Below are 18,054 nucleotides of genomic sequence, written 5' to 3'. Positions count from 1 at the left end.
CTGTAATATTCTTATTTCTCTATAAAAAAATACCAAAATAGTGTCAGAAAACTATTCCAGAGAACATAATTTCTTTCACATAAGTTGCAATTTTTTCCGGTGAAAGTTGCGCATTAATAATATGGTTCGCACATTCACAATAGAGATTTTCTCTGGCAGCAAGCACTTCTTCCATTTCTTCAACAATAGATTTTCCCGTCAAACTAGGGCGTTGGGTACTTTCTGGTTGCTGCATTAATCGCTCAGCCAAAATGCTCGCTGAAGCTTGAAGATAAATCACCGTGCCATTTTGTCGCATATATTGGCGATTTTCAGCGGAAAGAATGATCCCTCCACCGGTAGAAATAACGCAATTGCTTTGAGTAACTTGTTGTAAGGCTTGACTTTCTAATTGCCGAAATTGTTGCCATCCTTGCTGGTTAACAATATCCGCAATGGTCATGTTACTGGTTTGTTGGATATGGTGATCAGTGTCAATAAATGTGTACGATAATTCATTGGCTAATAATTTTCCAACTGTCGTTTTTCCTGCTCCACGTGCACCTACAATAAACAATATTTGGTTCACTGCCTGATATCCTTGATAAATTTCATCGTTAAAAATATATTAACACCTATAGTAACCAGTACTTTACATCAACGTAAAATTAAAAGTTAATATATACGGTAAAAACTACCCCAAAAGCATGATCTTACCGAAACTTCAATATAATCAGAACCAGACACGCTTCTGGGGTAACAGTAAACGCATTACTTACGGATTAAATCATCTCCATAACCAATCCATTTATACGTAGTCAGCGCATCTAATCCCATTGGGCCACGGGAATGCAGTTTTTGCGTACTAACGGCAACTTCCGCTCCCAAGCCAAACTGGCCACCATCAGTAAAGCGAGTGCTAGCATTCACATAAACCGCAGCAGAATCAACCTGACGAACAAAATAGTCAGCATTGTGCAAAGATTGAGTCAAAATAGCATCAGAATGGGATGTACCATAGGTACGAATATGCTCAATTGCCTGCCCCATATCAGTGACAATTTCCACATTCATATCCAGAGATAACCACTCATCACGGTAATCTGCTTCTGCAACATCCACGACCTTAGCAGCTCCATCTTGCAAAAACACCATTGCTGATTTACTCGCATGCAGAGTCACTCCCTGTTCTTCCATGCTCTTGCTCAATGCAGGCAGAAAATCAGCCGCAATCTTCTGATGTACCAACAATGTTTCCAAAGCATTACAGGCACTTGGGCGTTGCACTTTAGCATTAGCGATGACAGTTAATGCCTTATCGAAATCAGCACTTTCATCGACAAAGGTATGACAGACGCCAATTCCGCCGGTAATCACTGGAATGGTCGATTGCTCACGGCACAGCTTATGCAATCCTGCACCACCACGTGGAATCAACATATCCACATAACGATCCATTTTCAGTAGCTGAATAACTAACTCACGCTCCGGTTTATCTATCGCCTGCACGGCTGCGGCAGGTAATCCACTCTGTTCAAGTGCCTGCTGAATGACTTTCACTGTCGCTTGATTAGTGTTGTGAGTCTCTTTACCACCACGCAAAATAACCGCATTACCGGTTTTCAAACACAGAGATGCAACATCGATGGTGACATTAGGGCGTGCTTCATAAATCACTCCGACCACACCCAGCGGTACACGGCGACGCTCCAACCTCAAGCCACTGTCAAGCAAACTGCCATCAATGAGTTCCCCTACCGGGTCAGATAAACGGCATACCTGACGGACATCGTGAGCTATCGCAGTCAAACGTTCTGGCGTCAGTAACAATCGATCCAACAATGCTTCGCTCATGCCCTGTTCACGGGCCTGAATCATATCAAGCTGATTAGCTTCAAGAATGATTGCACATTCCTGCTCTAGCAAATCTGCAATGCGGATTAATGCCTGATTTTTCTGTTTTGTACTTAGCTGTGCCAGTTGCCATGCAGCTTCCCTAGCTGCCTTTCCCATTTGTTCTAACATTATAAATCCTTAACTCACGATCATGTCGTCACGATGAACCGCAACAGCACCATATTCATAACCGAGGATTTGGCTTATCTGTTGTGAATGGTGGCCTGCAATTAAACGTAGAGCATCACTGTTATAACGGCAAACACCATGCGCCAAATCTTTACCAGACAGACTACGAATGCAGATAACCTCTCCACGGGAGAAATCACCTTTAATATTTTTAATCCCTTTCGGTAATAAAGAGCTGCCTTTTTCGCAAATTGCTGTCTCAGCGCCATGATCTACAATAATTTCACCCGCCGGAGGGGCGCCAAAAATCCAACGCTTGCGATTTTCCATCGGGCTTTCCAACCCATGAAAGCGAGTACCTGCTGGATTACCTTCAATGACATCAGAGATGACATCGGGTTTATTACCCGCGGCAATAATGACATCAATCCCCGCGCGACCTGCAATCCCCGCAGCTTGAAGTTTAGTTGCCATTCCTCCCGTCCCTAAACCCGAAATGCTATCACCGGCAACCAGACGTAATTCATCGCTGATGTCATAAATTTCCGGGATAAGTTTTGCGTCTGGATTGTTACGCGGATCAGCGGTATACAGCCCTTCAATATCCGTTAGCAATAACAGCTTATCGGCTCCCCCCAGAATTGCCGCTAGGGCAGATAAATTATCATTATCACCCACTTTAATTTCCGCCGTCGCAACCGCATCATTCTCATTAATGACAGGCACAATGCGATTATCGAGCAAAGCCTGTAAGGTATCTCTGGCATTTAAAAAACGTTCGCGATCTTCTAAATCCGCCCGAGTCAATAACATTTGCCCAACATGGATACCATAAATAGAAAAGAGCTGCTCCCATAACTGAATCAACCGACTTTGACCGACCGCCGCCAGCAATTGCTTGGATGCAATTGTTGCCGGTAGATCCGGATAGCCCAAATGTTCCCTCCCTGCCGCAATAGCACCGGAAGTCACGATAATAATGCGATGACCTTTTTCATGTTGCTGAGCACATTGCCTTACCAGTTCTACAATATGAGCGCGATTCAGGCGACGAGAGCCACCTGTCAGTACACTCGTCCCCAGTTTCACAACCAATGTTTGGCTGCTATTCATCATATTTTTGCCATTCGATTTAAATTAAAAAAACAGTGCTCAGTTTTAACAGGAGAGAAGCGTTATGCCAACAGGCATTATAATGCTAAATTGAAAAATATAGGGGCTTAGAACAAATCAATGCTATTCACTTCCCCCAAAAGCGCATGAAATCTTTATAAAATAAAGCAGTTAACAATCAACAAATAACGGACATTTCATCAACAGACTTTATTTTTCAACCATTGACTAATCTCCCGTAACGCCTTATTGAAGCTGTTATAAACAGGCGTTGTCGGAATAGCCAGTAATTTACTATCCATTGATGACATTGCTATCAGCTTAGATTCTTCTTTCGGGCTGAAAATATCATTCTGCCAATAACCCGCTAACATAGGAACGGAACAACGCCGACCTAACAAACCTTGTTTTTTAAGGGAGTAACAACCGAGTTCAAGACGAAACGCCTTTTCATCCACATTATAAATACCCAGTCTGCTAGCAAACATATCAAGATACATCGAAGGTGAATTTTGTTGACGTTCAACGCTACTGAGCCACTCATGAACGATAGCACCAAGAGTCGCAACGCCCTTAATACGTTTAGATTCCAAATAGGCCAACCGGACAGCAATATTGGCACCAAAGCGAAAACCAAATAGACCAATCCTGGTGTGGTCAATCCAGGGAATTTCATCCAGTTGATGGATGATTTGTTGATGGAGAATACAGGTATCCTGTGTCAGCCTCAGACGTGAAGAGTAACCAATCGAGGGCATATCCACAGTTAACATCGCAAATCCAAGCGGCGCCAGATAATCACGGAATAGCCGATAATAATCGCTTTGCAAATTATCCAAACTGCCACAAACTAAAATAGTTGGAGAAGGTTTTTGCAATTGCTGAGGCAGATGAAGGAAACCAGTCACACAACCCCCTTCCTTGAGTTTGAACGCTATTTTCCTCAACTGATAGCCAGAACAACGAGCCGCATTTTCATAAGCTTTATTGGCTAAAATGACGGCCTGCTGAGACAACTCATCCCCCTTAAGATGGGGATAACCGGCGATGCTATACAAATTAGCCGCTTTCAACCAGAAATTGCCCGCATCTGGGATCTGCTCTGCCTGCAACGCTCTCTGTTGCCACAACATCGCCTGATGTGACCACTCAAAAACCCAGTTACCTTTACGATACCCAATCACCGTATCCAGTAAATTATCATCACTGCGTTGTGCGTTTGTCATGGCAATCCGGCACAACACTTCTTCTATTTCAAACGGATCAATTTCTCGCCAAATCCACATCAGCCGGTTAATCATACGATACCAGCTACCATGACTATTACCATCCAACGTACTGTAATTACCCGCAATTAACCGAGGATCGCGATGCTTTACCAGCGTGGAGGTTTCCTGATGTTTTTGCCTTGACTTAAAAAGTGATTCTGAAAGGTTCCGATTTGCCATAACTAATGTTGATTTTATTTACCTTCACAAATTGGTGGAAAGAATACTACACCCATATCCCAAGGTTGCTCGATCCAAGTATCTTGAGGAATATCAACAATATAATCATCAACCAAAGGTCGGCCTGCCGGCTTTGCAAAAATAGTCACAAAATGGGCTTTTGGATACATTTCACGGATGGCCTGAGCAGTACCGCCAGTATCAACCAGATCATCCACAACAATAAAACCTTCACCATCGCCTTCCGCTTTTCTCAGAACTTTCAGCTCACGTTGATTATTATGGTCATAGCTGGAAATACAGACTGTATCTACATGACGAATGCCCAATTCACGCGCCAGAAGCGCTCCAGGGACAAGCCCACCGCGACTCACGGCAATGATGCCTTTCCACTGTTCGACAGGAAGTAAACGTTGTGCCAATTTACGGGCATGTATTTGCAACATATCCCAAGTTACGACATATTTTTCGCTCATAAAAATTGATCCCGACAACTTAAGAATACTTTAGAAAAGCATCTCGCAAAAAAAGTTGCGCGAATTATAGTGACTTAGGTCTGTAAAAACTAGCGGAAACAGGGAATCAATGAATCGTATTATTCTTCACAAAAGTAAAGTGCTATTCTGAGCCCAATAACATCATGGCGTTAAGCGCTCATCATATAAAAACTATTTCTCAAGTAGAGAATAGTGATTTCCATCTTAATTGAGATGCAGTCATAGGAGATTCGTCGTGTCAGAACTATCACAATTATCCCCTCAACCTCTATGGGACATCTTTGCCAAAATCTGCTCTATTCCCCACCCTTCTTACCATGAAGAAGCGCTGGCAACCCACATTGTTCAATGGGCGCAAGAAAAAGAGTTGCACGTTGAACGTGATCAAGTCGGCAATATTCTGATCAGAAAGCCAGCCAGTAAAGGGTTGGAAAATCGTAAAGCAGTTGTTCTGCAAGCACATCTTGATATGGTGCCGCAGAAAAACAACGATACAGTGCACGATTTCACTAAAGATCCGATCCGTCCTTATGTTGATGGTGAATGGGTTACTGCCCAAGGTACAACTCTGGGGGCCGATAATGGCATTGGCCTGGCATCAGCGTTGGCGGTACTGGCTGATGACAATGTAAAACATGGCCCGCTAGAAGTTTTATTGACCATGACGGAAGAAGCCGGAATGGATGGTGCTTTTGGCCTGCAACCGGGCTGGCTTCAAGCTGATATCTTAATCAATACCGATTCAGAGGAAGAAGGAGAAATCTACATGGGTTGTGCTGGCGGTATCGATTTTACCACCACTTTAGCATTGACTCGTGAAGCAGTTCCAGCTCACTACAAAACACTAAAACTGGTCATCAAAGGTCTGAAGGGCGGGCATTCCGGTTGTGATATTCATTTAGGACTGGGTAATGCCAACAAACTACTGGCTCGCTTCCTTGCCGCCCATACTCAGGAATTGGAGCTAAAACTGCTCGACTTCCAAGGCGGTACGCTGCGTAATGCCATTCCACGTGAAGGCCATGTTATTGTTGCTATTCCTGCCGATAAAGCAGCACAGCTTACCCAATTAAAGGATAAATACTTGGGTATACTGAAAAATGAATATGCCATCGTTGAGAAAAACCTGACTGTATTATTGGAAGAGGTCGAAACCGATATTCAGGCATTAACTGATGACGACCAAAACCGTTTTATCTCATTGCTAAACAGTACCCCCAATGGTGTTATCCGTATGAGTGATGTCATCAAAGGTGTAGTAGAAACCTCGCTAAACGTGGGCGTTGTTGCAATGGAACAAGATAAGGTGAATATCATTTACTTAATCCGTTCGCTTATCGACAGCGGCAAGTCCTATGTCATAGGTATGCTCTCTTCGCTAGCTAAATTGTCGAATGCCGAGATTTCCGCTAAAGGTGATTATCCCGGCTGGCAGCCAGATGCAAGTTCTCCAGTAATGCACTTAGTCAGTGAGACTTATCAACAGTTATTCGATAAAACACCCAATATTATGGTGATCCATGCAGGGCTGGAATGTGGCCTATTCAAGAAACCTTATCCTGATATGGACATGGTATCTATCGGGCCAACCATTACGGGTGCTCACTCTCCTGACGAACAAGTGCACATCAAGAGTGTCGGGCAATATTGGCAACTGCTGACTGCAATTCTGAAAGCCATTCCTGAAAAGGCTTAATCAGCTCTCCCCTGCCCTATGCGATGGCAGGGGAATTACCATTCAAACAAGAGTTGCCGCTCAATTTCTGGGTCCTGCAACATCACGTGCAAACCCACTAAACGAACGCCACGCCCTTCCCGACGAGATGTCCATGTTTTCTGGGCCAATTGCAGTAAATCCTGCTTATCCAATAGTGGATGGACATGCTCCTGAGTTGTGAGTTGAAAATCATCAAATTTCAGTTTAACCCCCTGACGGGCAATCCGCAGATCAGGTTTAACGTTACTCAACCGTTTTTCTAATTCCAGATATAAACTTTCTATCAGTTCAGTACACTGTTCCCATTGATGAATATCTTTCGCAAGTGTCCGCTCCACACCAATTGATTTTCGCAGACGGTCTGGATTCACCAATCGTTCATCAATACCGTGACAACGATCCCAAAGTACCTGCCCAAATTTCCCCAACTGTTTCACCAAAACAATGACGTCATATTTTTGCACATCAGAACAGGTTTCCAGCCCCATATTAGCCAGCCGTTGCACCATGACTTTGCCAACCCCCGGAATTTTTCGCAAAGGTAAAACCTTAACAAAATCAGCCACTCGATCAGGAGGAATGACATACTGCCCATTCGGTTTATTACTATCAGAAGCGATTTTTGCCAAAAATTTCACCGGTGCAATACCGGCTGATGCCGTCAATTGTAATTCATCAAAAATGGATTGACGGATCTCCTGTGCGATAAGTGTGGCAGATCCATGACAATGATGACTATCAGTAACATTCAAATAAGCTTCATCCAATGACAGAGGCTCTATCCACTCAGTATAACGAGACAATATCTGATGGATATGCCGGGAAACCTCCCTATACAGTGCCATACGCCCCGGAAGAACTTTAAGCTGAGGACAGAGTTTCAGCGCCATTGCAGTAGACATTGCACTACGTACCCCAAAACGACGGGCAGGATAATTAGCTGTACTAATAACACCCCGCTTGTCTGCGTTGCCACCCACCGCAATGGGAATATGACGAAGTGACGGATCATCACGCATTTCAATCGCTGCGTAGAAACAGTCCATATCAATATGAATAATCTTTCGCATTCTGCTTTAGCCTATCAACAACAACTGTATAAACATACATAAAAATAGACTCAAGAGCAATCTAGTAACAATATCGGCTAGTAACACCATCAGAGCGACGGTTAAAAGACACTTTTAGCTCAAATTTGAAAATATCTTGACCAATAAAATAATTAATTAATACCGTTATTAACTTTTCCCTGCCCGATTCCTTGCGTTAAGTGACCTATCCTGTAAGTACAACTTTTCTACTTAACGACATTCCAAGGATGCTAATAACAATGAAAAATAGCGGGAAACCACAAAAAACCCCAATTACAGCGACTACACAGCCAATTAATCGCACTCTTCATTATGCTTTATCAAGCATAATTATGCTGAGTACTGGCCTGCCAGGTTATCTGGCTGCACAAGAAAATGAAGAGCAAAAGTCAAAAGAAAAACCGGAAAAATCAGAGAAAGTCATCACACTTTCTACACTTTCTGTTATTGGCGGATTGAATAACAGCGTCAGTGCCGGAAGCTCCGTATTGAAAAAAGAGGATATTGAACGTACTCAGGCAGATAATATTGCCGAACTGCTCGATCAACTTCCCGGCGTTTCTATGTCAGGATCGCCTCGTCCAGGCGGCCAAACTCTGAATATCTGGGGAATGGGCGATACCGAAGACGTTAAGGTCACCCTGGATGATGCACCGAAAGGCTTCGAGAAATATCGCCAAGGTTCTATCTTTATTGAACCCGAATTAATCAAACGAATCGATGTCGATAAAGGCCCACATAATTTACTTGATGGCAATGGCGGATTTGGTGGAACAGTTAAAGTTGTCACCAAAGATGCCAGTGATTTATTACGGCCGGGAGAAGATTTTGGTGGATTGCTGAAATACAGTTATCACACCAATGATCGCCAAAATATTTATAGCAGTGCAGTTTATGGCCGGACAATAGAAGGTTTCGCTGACGGCCTGTTATATATGAGTAAACGAGATGGCGGCAATATTAAACGACCGGATGGTACCCGCTTTGTTTTCTCTAAAAGTGATCAGGCATCTTATTTATTGAAAACAAATTTTTACCTGAACGATGCTAATACATTGACACTTTCCGCTATGCGTTCTGATTCTGATGGCTGGCAGCCGTGGGCAGCAAAACGTGATGAGATAGCCGTTCCGTCAGAAGCCGACATTGAAAAATATGGTTGGAATGAAGCCTGGCGCCGGAAGTTAGTTTATCGTGATCAAACAGACCAAAATTACACAGCTAAATGGAATATTGCACCAGAAGACAATCCGTTACTTAACCTGACAGCAACCTATGCCTATTCGAAAACCGAACAGCATGATAAACGCTCTGAAAAAGCCCACAGCGGTTTTCTTGGTTCATTAGGAAATGAAAGCTGGATCGACTATGTAGATAACTTAGCAGATATAAATAACAAAAGTGCTTTTATAACCGGACCAATAGAACACACATTATTAGTTGGAGTTCGTTGGCATAAAAATCAACGGAATACCCTTATCCATGATAAAAGTAAAGACAAAAAATCTGAATATAATTATGGCTATTTTCAGCCAACCTATATGCCTTCAGGCGAACAAAAAACGAATAGTTTCTATTTGCAGGATGCAATGGTTATCGGCGATGTTACTTTGACACCCGGTGTTCGCTATGACCATATCACCAATATTGGCAAACCCAATATCGCGGCAATCTACAATAATAATTCACCAAATATAGGGCACGATTACCGCAGTGTTACTTATACTGGCTGGTCTCCTCATTTTGGTATCATGTGGAAAGCAACACAAAACCTGTCACTATTTTCAGATATCAGCCGGACATGGCGCGCTCCGTTGGTGGATGAACAGTATGAAATGCAATATGCCCGGGCAAGTGTTACTGCCACCAGCCGTAACTTAGATGTAGAAAGAATAACGGGTTTACGCTTCGGTGCGATTCTGAATTTCAATAACCTGCTGGCAGACCAAGATAATTTGCAAATCCGTACAACTTTATTCCGTAATAGAGGCAAGGATGAAATATTTACCCGTCGCGGAATAGTGTGTAAATCACCGGATTGCGGAAAACCTTTATCCAACTACCGTAATTTACCGGGATACACCATTCAAGGGCTGGAAATCGAGACTTTCTACGACAGCAATGACTTGTTCGGAAAACTTTCTTATTCAACGATCCGTGGTCAGAGAGATGCTTCACCTCGCGATCCTTGGGGTAATAAAACCTGGATTGCGGAAATTCCACCCACCTCCGCCCGCGCCATGTTAGGGGTAAAAATCCCTCAATGGCAGATGGCAATAGGCTGGACCGGAGATTTTATCCGTAAACAAGACAGATCGCCGAAAGATGGAGATCCCATGGCAACACTCTGGTCAATACCCAAAAGCAAAGGTTATGCACTGCATGGCGTATTCGCCAGTTGGCAACCCAATTTCTGGCAAGGTCTTGAAGCACGTGTCACGGTAAATAACTTGTTTAATCGTGATTATCGCCCATACCTCGGTGAATCGGTTTCCGGGGTTGGACGTAACATTAAATTCAGCGTCTCGCAAAAGTTCTGATTTCTTACCTGATAGTTCCCTCTATTTGAGGGAACTCACTTAAGTCCAACAGCTTGACAGACGATGACCATATGAAAATAATAATCATTTTCATTTATAAAAATTGTTGGAAATCATAATACCAACACCAAAGACATGCCTAAAATTAATAGTTCTGCGCAACAATTTTACTTTGAACATCATGACTGGTTATACAACTGGCTACGCCATAAAGTCCCTTGCCCCTGCCATGCGGAAGATCTCACGCAGGACACTTTCCTGAACGTTTTATCAAGTTCAAATTTGTCAGATATCCGCCAACCACGGCCTTTTCTGGCGACCGTAGCTCGCTGCCTGGTTGCCAACTATTACCGTCGAAGGAAGACCGAAGAGAACTATTTGGAATATATAAACTCGACACCAAAAATGACTATGCCCTCTGCTGAAAGCAGAATCGCCACATTTGAACAGCTTGAGATCACTCTTGATAAATTGCCAGTTCCAGTAAAAAGCGCTTTTTTGCTGGCACAGCTACAGGGACTGCGTTATAGCCAAATAGCTGATCAACTCCAGGTTTCTTCCAGTTCAGTAAAACAGTATTTGCAACGAGCACATAACAAATGTAAAAAAATTCAAATTCTCACTTAAAATTCAAAAAACCATTCTGCGAAAGCAGTCTGATAGTGGGGGGCTATGATCACGCTCTTATTTCGCCTGTGGTGCAGACGGTACAACCATCGAGACACTAAAGGCGTATGTAGAATCGCAGAAAACACCGGGTTAGCTCCCCCTTATATCCCCGCCAGCATTGAGTCCGCAGTTTTTTGCGGGTTTTTGTAACTAGTAAATAAGGCGCTAATACATATAAAACGCATTTTCCAAGCTCCAGATGAGCTTTTTAATAACCAATTCCCAATTTCTTTAAGCGTGAGATCAATGTCGTTGGGTTCATTCCCAACAATTTTGCTGCGCCATCATCACCAAAAATTTTCCCTTTGCATTGTTTAACGGCAAGAGAGAAATTTTTAATTTCCAAGTCTTTCAGTTGCTGCATGGTCAGCACGACTTCAATTTGTTGAAGTCTATTGTGAATATTCTGATACGCAATTTCATTTTGCTGTTGATCTTGTTCTAGCAAATATTTAAAGGAAACAGTGCCTTGTTTCGCTATAATGAGTGCGCGTTCAATGACATTTTGTAATTCACGAATATTACCAGGCCAATCATATTGCTGTAATTCTAAAATATGCCTTTGTGAAAATGGGAGATAATTAATTTTACGCTTGTCACAAATCAACTTAGTAAAATGCGTAACCAAAAGTGGAATATCTTCTTTCCGGTCACGTAAAGCCGGTGAATAAATCGGGAATACATTTAAACGGAAATAGAGGTCTTCACGAAAGCGTTTGTGTTTAACTTCTTCTTTTAAATTGCGGTTGGTGGCGGCAATAATCCGCACATCCACATGTCGCGTTTTTTCTTCGCCGACTCGTTCAAAGGTTCCTTCCTGCAATACACGTAGCAATTTACTTTGTAGCTCGATAGGAATTTCACCAATTTCATCTAAAAATAGTGTGCCCTGATCTGCCAATTCAAAACGTCCGGCACGGTCACGCACAGCCCCAGTAAATGCACCTTTGACATGTCCAAAAAATTCACTTTCAAACAGTTCCGAAGGAATGGCGGCACAATTGACTCGAATAAGTGGTTGCTGTTTACGGTGACTGGATTGGTGAATAGCACGAGCAATCAGCTCTTTGCCTGTACCTGATTCACCATAAATCATCACATTGGCATCGGCTGGGGCGACCACCTTGATTTTTTCAATAATCTGTAAAATGGATGCACTCCTGCCAATAATTTCATCATATTGATTTTCATGTAAAATTTCTTCTTGCAGATATTCATTTTGCTGTTCCAATCGACTTTTTAAATCTTGTAGTTCTTCAAGGGCATGGGTCAGTTGTTTTTCGGTATTCAGCCGATCGGTAATATCACGGAACACCACTACCGCGCCAATAATTTCACTGTCACGAATCACTGGGGTACTGGTAAATTCCACCGGAAAGCAACTACCATCACGACGCCAAAAAATCTCCTGAACCCCTTCATGCACAATACCGTCATGTACCGCTGCATAAATCGGGCACTCTTCTTCAGGATAGGGTTCGCCATTTTCATGGGTATGGTGATGAATCTTATGGATATTGTCACTCAATACATCTTCAGGTTGCAGCCCCAACATTTTAGCCCCAACAGGGTTAATAAAGGTACACAAGCCTTGTTCGTTAATACTGTAAATACCGTCACCAACTGAACTCAGTAATAAATGCTTACCTGTGTCAGAGTCAATAAACAGCTCTTGTAAGGCTTGCGATTCTTTTAAACCTGTACGAATGGCTTTATCGGCATTTTTATTAAGTTGGCGCAGTTCTAACTCTTTGACATCCACCAACGACCATATCAGTAAGGTTTTATTTTTATAGGGCAATGAAACAGCGGTAATATCCAACTGGATTTTTTCACCGTTTTTATCAAAGATATACAACTCATTGTTCCAAGCCCGACCTTTTACCAAAGCTTCTTCGGTAAATGCCACAAGATATGGCAATTGTCTGAAATGACCAAAAATGGAAGTCACCGTTTTTTGAATAATTTCATGACGTTCATATTGTAATAATTGGGTGGCGCTAATATTCACATCAATAAACTGGTTTTGATGTGGATCTAGCACAATTAATGCCTGTGACGTGTGTTCAAATACCAATGGGCGAATCGAGTCTTCGTAAACTACCCAGTCTGAGATAAAGTCAGTTACTATACCCGTCATTTTTCAAGTTACCTCTTAAAATCCATAGGGTATATGAAATTTCATAATTTAAGCTATGAAATTTCATAATACTACGAAAAATCCTCATTCCCTAGCAGTTCAATTTATATCCATGAAAAATATTTTTATAAAAATTAAATGATATTTTTCAATGTGATAAGAATTAACTTCCGTTCCAAAATATCACTTGGCACAGTTCTCGCAATAATTTCTCGCACTAGTACAGACAGACTACATGTTGGTTCATTCCTAAATAACATTGAACTAGGAGTTAGTTATGCCAAAGATTGATATCGAGCAATATAAAGACGGCGATTTTCTTGTTGATTATGAAGAAAAAGTGTTTGAGGACGTCAAAGCCCAGCCAGGTGAAAAGGCATTGGTGACTTTCCATACTGTTGCATTTGAAGGGTCAATTGGCTTGATCAATGTGTTACAGGCAAAACGTCTGTTGCGCAAAGGCTTTGAAACCAAGATTTTGCTTTACGGCCCAGGCGTGCAGTTGGGTGTACAACGGGGTTTTCCAACTTTAGGAGCGGAAGCTTTTCCGGGTCATTTAGCTGTCAACAATCAGTTCAAAGCCTTTATGGAAGAAGGTGGCGAAGTCTATGCCTGCCGTTTTGCGTTACAAGCGTTGTATGGGCAAACCGAAAAAGCGCTTATTCCGGGAATTCGGCCAATTAATCCATTGGATGTGATGGATTTAAGACTGCTGATGCGCCGCGACAATGCCTTAATCATTGATACCTGGACTGCCTAAGTAAACATAAACTATGAGGGGATAAGGTTATGAACCGAATAATTAAAGCTGCCGCAGTGCAATGTAGTCCGGTGCTTTATAGTCAAGCCGCAACGGTAAAAAAAATCTGTGGCATTATTTTAGAGCTTGGAAAACAAGGAGTGCAATTTGCAGTCTTTCCTGAAACCGTCGTGCCTTATTACCCTTATTTTTCCTTTGTACAACCGCCATTTGCTATGGGTAAAGAACATTTAAAGCTGTTAAATGAATCAGTGGTTGTACCCTCCGAAGCAACCTTAGCGATTGGTCAAGCCTGTCTTGAAGCCAACATGGTGGTATCGATTGGCATTAATGAACGTGCGGGCAGTACGATTTATAACGCGCAACTGTTATTTAATGCCGACGGTTCAATCATTCAGCATCGCCGCAAAATTACCCCAACTTACCATGAACGCATGGTGTGGGGACAAGGTGATGGCAGTGGTTTACGTGCCATTAATTCTGCAGTGGGGCGTATTGGTTCGCTGGCATGTTGGGAACATTACAACCCGTTGGCCCGCTTTGCCTTAATGGCAGACGGTGAGCAAATTCATGCTGCCATGTTTCCCGGTTCGTTGGTAGGGCAAGTCTTTGCCGATCAAATCCGCGCAACCATTCAACACCACGCTTTAGAATCTGGCTGCTTTGTGATCAACGCCACCGCATGGCTGCATCCCGAACAGCAACAGCAAATTATGCAGGATACTGGCTGTGATATTGGTCCAATTTCAGGAGGATGTTTTGCCGCTATCGTTTCTCCCGAGGGCAAACTCCTGGCTGAACCGATCACACAAGGTGAAGGTTATTGTATTGCCGATCTGGATTTTAGCCTGATTGATAAACGTAAACGCATGATGGATTCGATTGGACATTACAGCCGACCAGAATTACTCAGCTTATTAATTGATCGTCGCCCAACACACGTATTACATGAGCTGCAAGTTGAAACATCAGCTCAAAGTCATCTCGAAAAGCTCTCAAAATTTAATGAAGAACATGCCGAAACCATATTGATGTAAACCCAATCGATAGAGGGGTTAAAGATGTCTGCAATACAGCGATTAACCAATTTGCAATTATTAACCGACTTGCAATGTAATGGTCTGAAATGGGAAGGCAATTTTGGCTTGTCCCGTAAAGGTGGCGCAGGGCCAAGCGATCATAAGGCGCTGAGCCTTGACGGGCAGACCATGATGATTCCTGTGCTAAACCTTGCTGCACAAGATTCTCCCTACACCGCAAAACCTGAACCGCACTCTGACAAAGTGATTGTCTTTAAAAACCGGATTCCTGTGGCGACCTTAACTGCGCCAGGACGACCACGTTTTTACGATTTAAAAACCGCAGAAGGCATTACCTACGAACAAATTGCCACCTTACACAGCCGTGATGTACTGGCGACAACGGTGTTACAGCATTGCATTCGTATGAAAGACAAGGCCACTGCCTGCCAATTTTGCTCGATTGATCAATCTTTAAAAGAGGGTCGAACCTTGATCCGTAAACGCCCGGAACAACTGGCTGAGGTAGCGAAAGCCGCCGTTGAACTGGATGGCGTTAAACAAATGGTGATCACCACGGGTACGCCAAACACGGGAGATCGTGGCGCCAAGATTTTATATGACTCAGTTAAAGCGATTAAGGCACAAGTCGATTTGCCAATACAGGTACAGTGCGAACCACCTGATGATTTTGCCTGGTTTCAACGTTTAAAAGATGCAGGAGCCGTGTCGATTGGCATGCACCTTGAGGCGGTAAGCGAACGTGTACGGCAGAAAATTATGCCGGGTAAAGCCGAAGTATCGTTGGAAAAATATTTTGCGGCATTTGAGGCAGCCGTTGCGGTGTTCGGTCGAGGACAAGTCAGTACCTACATTTTGGCAGGTTTGGGCGATACCGAACTGGAAATCGTGGAAATGACCGCCAAGCTGACTGAAATTGGGGTATATCCATTTGTAGTGCCGTTTGTACCGATTCGAGGTACACCATTAGAGCATCACCCTAAACCTGATCAAGCTTTTATGCAGTCGCTCTATCCGAAAATTGGACAGCAACTCAAACAACATGGTTTGAACTCGGAAAATACTCAAGCCGGCTGTGCTAAATGTGGCGCTTGCTCTTCGCTGAAAGCGTATGAATAGGGAGAATGTGATATGGAACTTTCTCACTATCCTTGGCTGCTTGAGCCAAATGAAGGGCTGAAACAATTTGTTAGCGATGACATAGCCATCAAAATTGTGTCGGAAGATTGGGAGCGTCGCCAATATTATCGTTTGCGTGAAATGACCTTTCGCGATGAACAGAAAATCTTGCAAGAAGATCGTGACGAATACGATGTTAAAGCATTAGGCATTGTTGCCATTGAGAAAATGTTTGGTGAGCATGACCGAGTGATTGGCGCAGTACGGATTTTCCCTGATGGCAAACAGACGTGGTATGGCGGGCGTTTATGTGTAGAACCTTTATATCGACGTCGCCATATTATTGGTAAAGCGTTAATCAATACTGCGGTATCGACCGCCAAGCACTTGGGATGCCGTACTTTTTTAGCCACCGTGCAAAGTCAAAATGAACACTACTTCCAAAGGCTGTGTTGGGATAGTTTGCGTCAGTTGACCATTGCCAACATTCCACATGTGCTGATGCAAGCACAGATTGAAAACTATCCATTACCGCATGTCCCGATGCAAGCCTATATGCAAAAGGAGGCGCAATGATGAAACTCAATCAATTACTCGAAATGTTAAAACATACACCTGCTATGCAATCCAAGCAGGCGATTGCTCACAATGTTTCAATGAACACAACTTGCCATGTGGATTCATTGGATAGCTTATATGCCTATCCCGGAGATGACACGGCGGCAGTGTCGCTAAATGGTCAATATGTATTGCACGCCTGTGAAGGCATGTTACCAAGCTTTGTGACCAATCATCCTTATTTTGCAGGATGGTCGGCAGTCATGGCGAATATTAGTGATATTGCCGCAATGGGTGGTCGGGCATTGTCAGTGGTGAACAGCTTTTGGCATACCAGTAGCGAACATGCCCAGTTGTTAATGCAAGGTATGCAGGATGCTTGTCGTGCTTATGGTGTGCTATTGGTCGGTGGGCACACCAATATTGGCGTAGTCTATCAGCCCACTTTATCCGTTGCGATTCAAGGCATAGCGCAAAAACTGCTCTCGGTGTTGCATGTCAAACCACAACAAAAAATTCTGATTGCTTTAAATCTGAAAGGGCAATTCCACCCCAATACCACTTATTGGAAATGCTTTGAACGAGTGTCTGACCGCATTTTACAGTCACAAATTGCCTTGTTGCCGCAATTAGCGGAGGCAAATCTGGCTCATGCCGCCCGTGATATTAGCAATGCCGGCATTTTAGGCAGTTTATTGATGCTGCTCGAAGCGACGGCATCGGGGGCACATATCAACTTAGATGCTATTCCTAAACCCAGGAATGTGGACTGGTTTACATGGCTACAAATCTTCCCCAGTTTTGGTTTTTTACTGACTGCCGATACAAATGAATGTGAAGAGATTATCGAGCTGTTTCATCGTCAGGGCATTGCCTGCGCGGTGATTGGTGAAACCAATGTCAGTGGCGTGGTTGCCGTGCAACAGCAACAGCGGCACAGCATATTTTGGGATTTCAACCGCCAAGTATTTACCGGTTTTTGTTATGCCGATGCGTTAAAAAAGTTACAGGCTCAATCCGTACAGATTAAGCCTAAAAGTCAGCAGGAGTCGATGTTATGCCCAATGTGAATTTTACTGTGAAATGGCCTAATGGAGAGCTGATTCAATATTACTCACCCTCAACAGTGATTTATGAATATCTGTCCATTGGTCAGCGTTACCCAAGTATGCAGTTCTTGCATCAGGTTGAAAATGGTCTGCATGCCGCATCGGAAAGGGTACGGGCACGTTATGGCTTTTTCTGTAGTTCAGCCGTGGACAATCTGGCGATAATCAAACGCCAAGCCAAATTCTTCGGGTTAAATCCAGAAGATCAAATTGAAATTATTGAAATGAAGAATCAATGAGAGGGATATT

The 18,054-nt window shown here is 43.2% G+C and carries 16 protein-coding genes and 1 pseudogene; 10 read left to right on the top strand and 7 right to left on the bottom strand.

Annotated features, from left to right (window positions below):
* Positions 1-43: 43 nt before the first annotated feature.
* From aroL to gpt, 5 genes are all read right to left on the bottom strand, one after another.
* Positions 44-568 (bottom strand): shikimate kinase AroL, encoded by a 525-nt coding sequence (gene aroL, locus SLS51_RS12240; RefSeq protein WP_323838685.1) that lies wholly within the window; start codon positions 566-568, stop codon positions 44-46.
* Between the two features lie 182 nt (positions 569-750).
* Positions 751-2,004, bottom strand: a complete 1,254-nt coding sequence (gene proA, locus SLS51_RS12235; protein WP_323838683.1) for a glutamate-5-semialdehyde dehydrogenase — start codon at positions 2,002-2,004, stop codon at positions 751-753.
* Between the two features lie 9 nt (positions 2,005-2,013).
* Complete coding sequence (gene proB / locus SLS51_RS12230) at positions 2,014-3,117, bottom strand: glutamate 5-kinase (RefSeq protein ID WP_323838835.1); 1,104 nt, start codon at positions 3,115-3,117, stop codon at positions 2,014-2,016.
* A 200-nt stretch (positions 3,118-3,317) separates the two neighbouring features.
* Positions 3,318-4,565: an esterase FrsA gene (gene frsA / locus SLS51_RS12225; protein WP_323838681.1), complete on the bottom strand. Its 1,248-nt coding sequence runs from the start codon at positions 4,563-4,565 to the stop codon at positions 3,318-3,320.
* Between the two features lie 14 nt (positions 4,566-4,579).
* Complete coding sequence (gpt, locus tag SLS51_RS12220; protein WP_323838679.1) at positions 4,580-5,041, bottom strand: xanthine phosphoribosyltransferase; 462 nt, start codon at positions 5,039-5,041, stop codon at positions 4,580-4,582.
* Positions 5,042-5,297: 256 nt separating this feature from the next.
* On the opposite strand from gpt, the gene pepD reads away from it, so the two are divergent.
* On the top strand, positions 5,298-6,758 hold the full coding sequence (gene pepD / locus SLS51_RS12215; RefSeq protein WP_323838677.1) for a beta-Ala-His dipeptidase: 1,461 nt from the start codon (positions 5,298-5,300) through the stop codon (positions 6,756-6,758).
* 35 nt (positions 6,759-6,793) lie between these two features.
* Here pepD and dinB read toward each other — a convergent pair whose 3' ends face one another.
* Positions 6,794-7,849 carry a DNA polymerase IV gene (dinB, locus tag SLS51_RS12210; RefSeq protein WP_323838675.1) on the bottom strand — a complete coding sequence of 352 codons (1,056 nt, stop codon included), beginning with the start codon at positions 7,847-7,849 and terminating at the stop codon, positions 6,794-6,796.
* A gap of 260 nt (positions 7,850-8,109) precedes the next feature.
* On the opposite strand from dinB, the gene SLS51_RS12205 reads away from it, so the two are divergent.
* From SLS51_RS12205 to SLS51_RS12195, 3 genes and pseudogenes are all read left to right on the top strand, one after another.
* Positions 8,110-10,410 carry a TonB-dependent hemoglobin/transferrin/lactoferrin family receptor gene (locus SLS51_RS12205; RefSeq protein ID WP_323838673.1) on the top strand — a complete coding sequence of 767 codons (2,301 nt, stop codon included), beginning with the start codon at positions 8,110-8,112 and terminating at the stop codon, positions 10,408-10,410.
* A 135-nt stretch (positions 10,411-10,545) separates the two neighbouring features.
* Positions 10,546-11,037, top strand: a complete 492-nt coding sequence (locus tag SLS51_RS12200; RefSeq protein ID WP_323838671.1) for a sigma-70 family RNA polymerase sigma factor — start codon at positions 10,546-10,548, stop codon at positions 11,035-11,037.
* Between the two features lie 7 nt (positions 11,038-11,044).
* A pseudogene (locus tag SLS51_RS12195) lies at positions 11,045-11,173 on the top strand (IS200/IS605 family transposase); the annotation flags it as partial.
* Between the two features lie 114 nt (positions 11,174-11,287).
* Here SLS51_RS12195 and SLS51_RS12190 read toward each other — a convergent pair.
* On the bottom strand, positions 11,288-13,219 hold the full coding sequence (locus tag SLS51_RS12190) for a sigma 54-interacting transcriptional regulator (RefSeq protein WP_323838669.1): 1,932 nt from the start codon (positions 13,217-13,219) through the stop codon (positions 11,288-11,290).
* 277 nt (positions 13,220-13,496) lie between these two features.
* Between SLS51_RS12190 and SLS51_RS12185 the strand changes: the two genes are divergently transcribed.
* Genes SLS51_RS12185 through SLS51_RS12160 form a run of 6 tightly spaced genes read left to right on the top strand, consistent with a single transcriptional unit; the run spans position 13,497 to position 18,044 of the window.
* Positions 13,497-13,979, top strand: coding sequence for an MSMEG_0572/Sll0783 family nitrogen starvation response protein (locus SLS51_RS12185; protein WP_323838667.1), 483 nt, complete (start codon positions 13,497-13,499; stop codon positions 13,977-13,979).
* Positions 13,980-14,008: 29 nt separating this feature from the next.
* Positions 14,009-15,016, top strand: coding sequence for a Nit6803 family nitrilase (locus SLS51_RS12180; RefSeq protein WP_323838665.1), 1,008 nt, complete (start codon positions 14,009-14,011; stop codon positions 15,014-15,016).
* Between the two features lie 24 nt (positions 15,017-15,040).
* Positions 15,041-16,138 (top strand): MSMEG_0568 family radical SAM protein, encoded by a 1,098-nt coding sequence (locus SLS51_RS12175; RefSeq protein WP_323838663.1) that lies wholly within the window; start codon positions 15,041-15,043, stop codon positions 16,136-16,138.
* Positions 16,139-16,150: 12 nt separating this feature from the next.
* The gene (locus SLS51_RS12170) at positions 16,151-16,714 is read left to right on the top strand and encodes an MSMEG_0567/Sll0786 family nitrogen starvation N-acetyltransferase (protein ID WP_323838661.1); all 564 of its coding nucleotides are present in this window, start codon (positions 16,151-16,153) and stop codon (positions 16,712-16,714) included.
* Positions 16,711-17,766, top strand: a complete 1,056-nt coding sequence (locus SLS51_RS12165; RefSeq protein ID WP_323838659.1) for a sll0787 family AIR synthase-like protein — start codon at positions 16,711-16,713, stop codon at positions 17,764-17,766. The genes SLS51_RS12170 and SLS51_RS12165 overlap by 4 nt, the downstream gene beginning before the upstream one ends.
* Positions 17,754-18,044 (top strand): MSMEG_0570 family nitrogen starvation response protein, encoded by a 291-nt coding sequence (locus tag SLS51_RS12160; RefSeq protein ID WP_323838657.1) that lies wholly within the window; start codon positions 17,754-17,756, stop codon positions 18,042-18,044. The genes SLS51_RS12165 and SLS51_RS12160 overlap by 13 nt, the downstream gene beginning before the upstream one ends.
* Positions 18,045-18,054 lie beyond the last annotated feature (10 nt).

Origin of the sequence: Photorhabdus africana (assembly GCF_035181445.1) — a bacterium.
Classification (GTDB): domain Bacteria; phylum Pseudomonadota; class Gammaproteobacteria; order Enterobacterales; family Enterobacteriaceae; genus Photorhabdus; species Photorhabdus laumondii.
This window is presented reverse-complemented; position numbering and strand designations above follow the sequence as displayed.

Coding starts and splice junctions, on each gene's coding strand:
- proA (WP_323838683.1), bottom strand. CDS start 2,004: ATGTTAGAACAAATGGGAAAGGCAGCTAGGGAAGCTGCATGGCAACTG.
- proB (WP_323838835.1), bottom strand. CDS start 3,117: ATGAATAGCAGCCAAACATTGGTTGTGAAACTGGGGACGAGTGTACTG.
- frsA (WP_323838681.1), bottom strand. CDS start 4,565: ATGGCAAATCGGAACCTTTCAGAATCACTTTTTAAGTCAAGGCAAAAA.
- gpt (WP_323838679.1), bottom strand. CDS start 5,041: ATGAGCGAAAAATATGTCGTAACTTGGGATATGTTGCAAATACATGCC.
- dinB (WP_323838675.1), bottom strand. CDS start 7,849: ATGCGAAAGATTATTCATATTGATATGGACTGTTTCTACGCAGCGATT.
- SLS51_RS12205 (WP_323838673.1), top strand. CDS start 8,110: ATGAAAAATAGCGGGAAACCACAAAAAACCCCAATTACAGCGACTACA.
- SLS51_RS12200 (WP_323838671.1), top strand. CDS start 10,546: ATGCCTAAAATTAATAGTTCTGCGCAACAATTTTACTTTGAACATCAT.
- SLS51_RS12190 (WP_323838669.1), bottom strand. CDS start 13,219: ATGACGGGTATAGTAACTGACTTTATCTCAGACTGGGTAGTTTACGAA.
- SLS51_RS12185 (WP_323838667.1), top strand. CDS start 13,497: ATGCCAAAGATTGATATCGAGCAATATAAAGACGGCGATTTTCTTGTT.
- SLS51_RS12180 (WP_323838665.1), top strand. CDS start 14,009: ATGAACCGAATAATTAAAGCTGCCGCAGTGCAATGTAGTCCGGTGCTT.
- SLS51_RS12175 (WP_323838663.1), top strand. CDS start 15,041: ATGTCTGCAATACAGCGATTAACCAATTTGCAATTATTAACCGACTTG.
- SLS51_RS12170 (WP_323838661.1), top strand. CDS start 16,151: ATGGAACTTTCTCACTATCCTTGGCTGCTTGAGCCAAATGAAGGGCTG.
- SLS51_RS12165 (WP_323838659.1), top strand. CDS start 16,711: ATGATGAAACTCAATCAATTACTCGAAATGTTAAAACATACACCTGCT.
- SLS51_RS12160 (WP_323838657.1), top strand. CDS start 17,754: ATGCCCAATGTGAATTTTACTGTGAAATGGCCTAATGGAGAGCTGATT.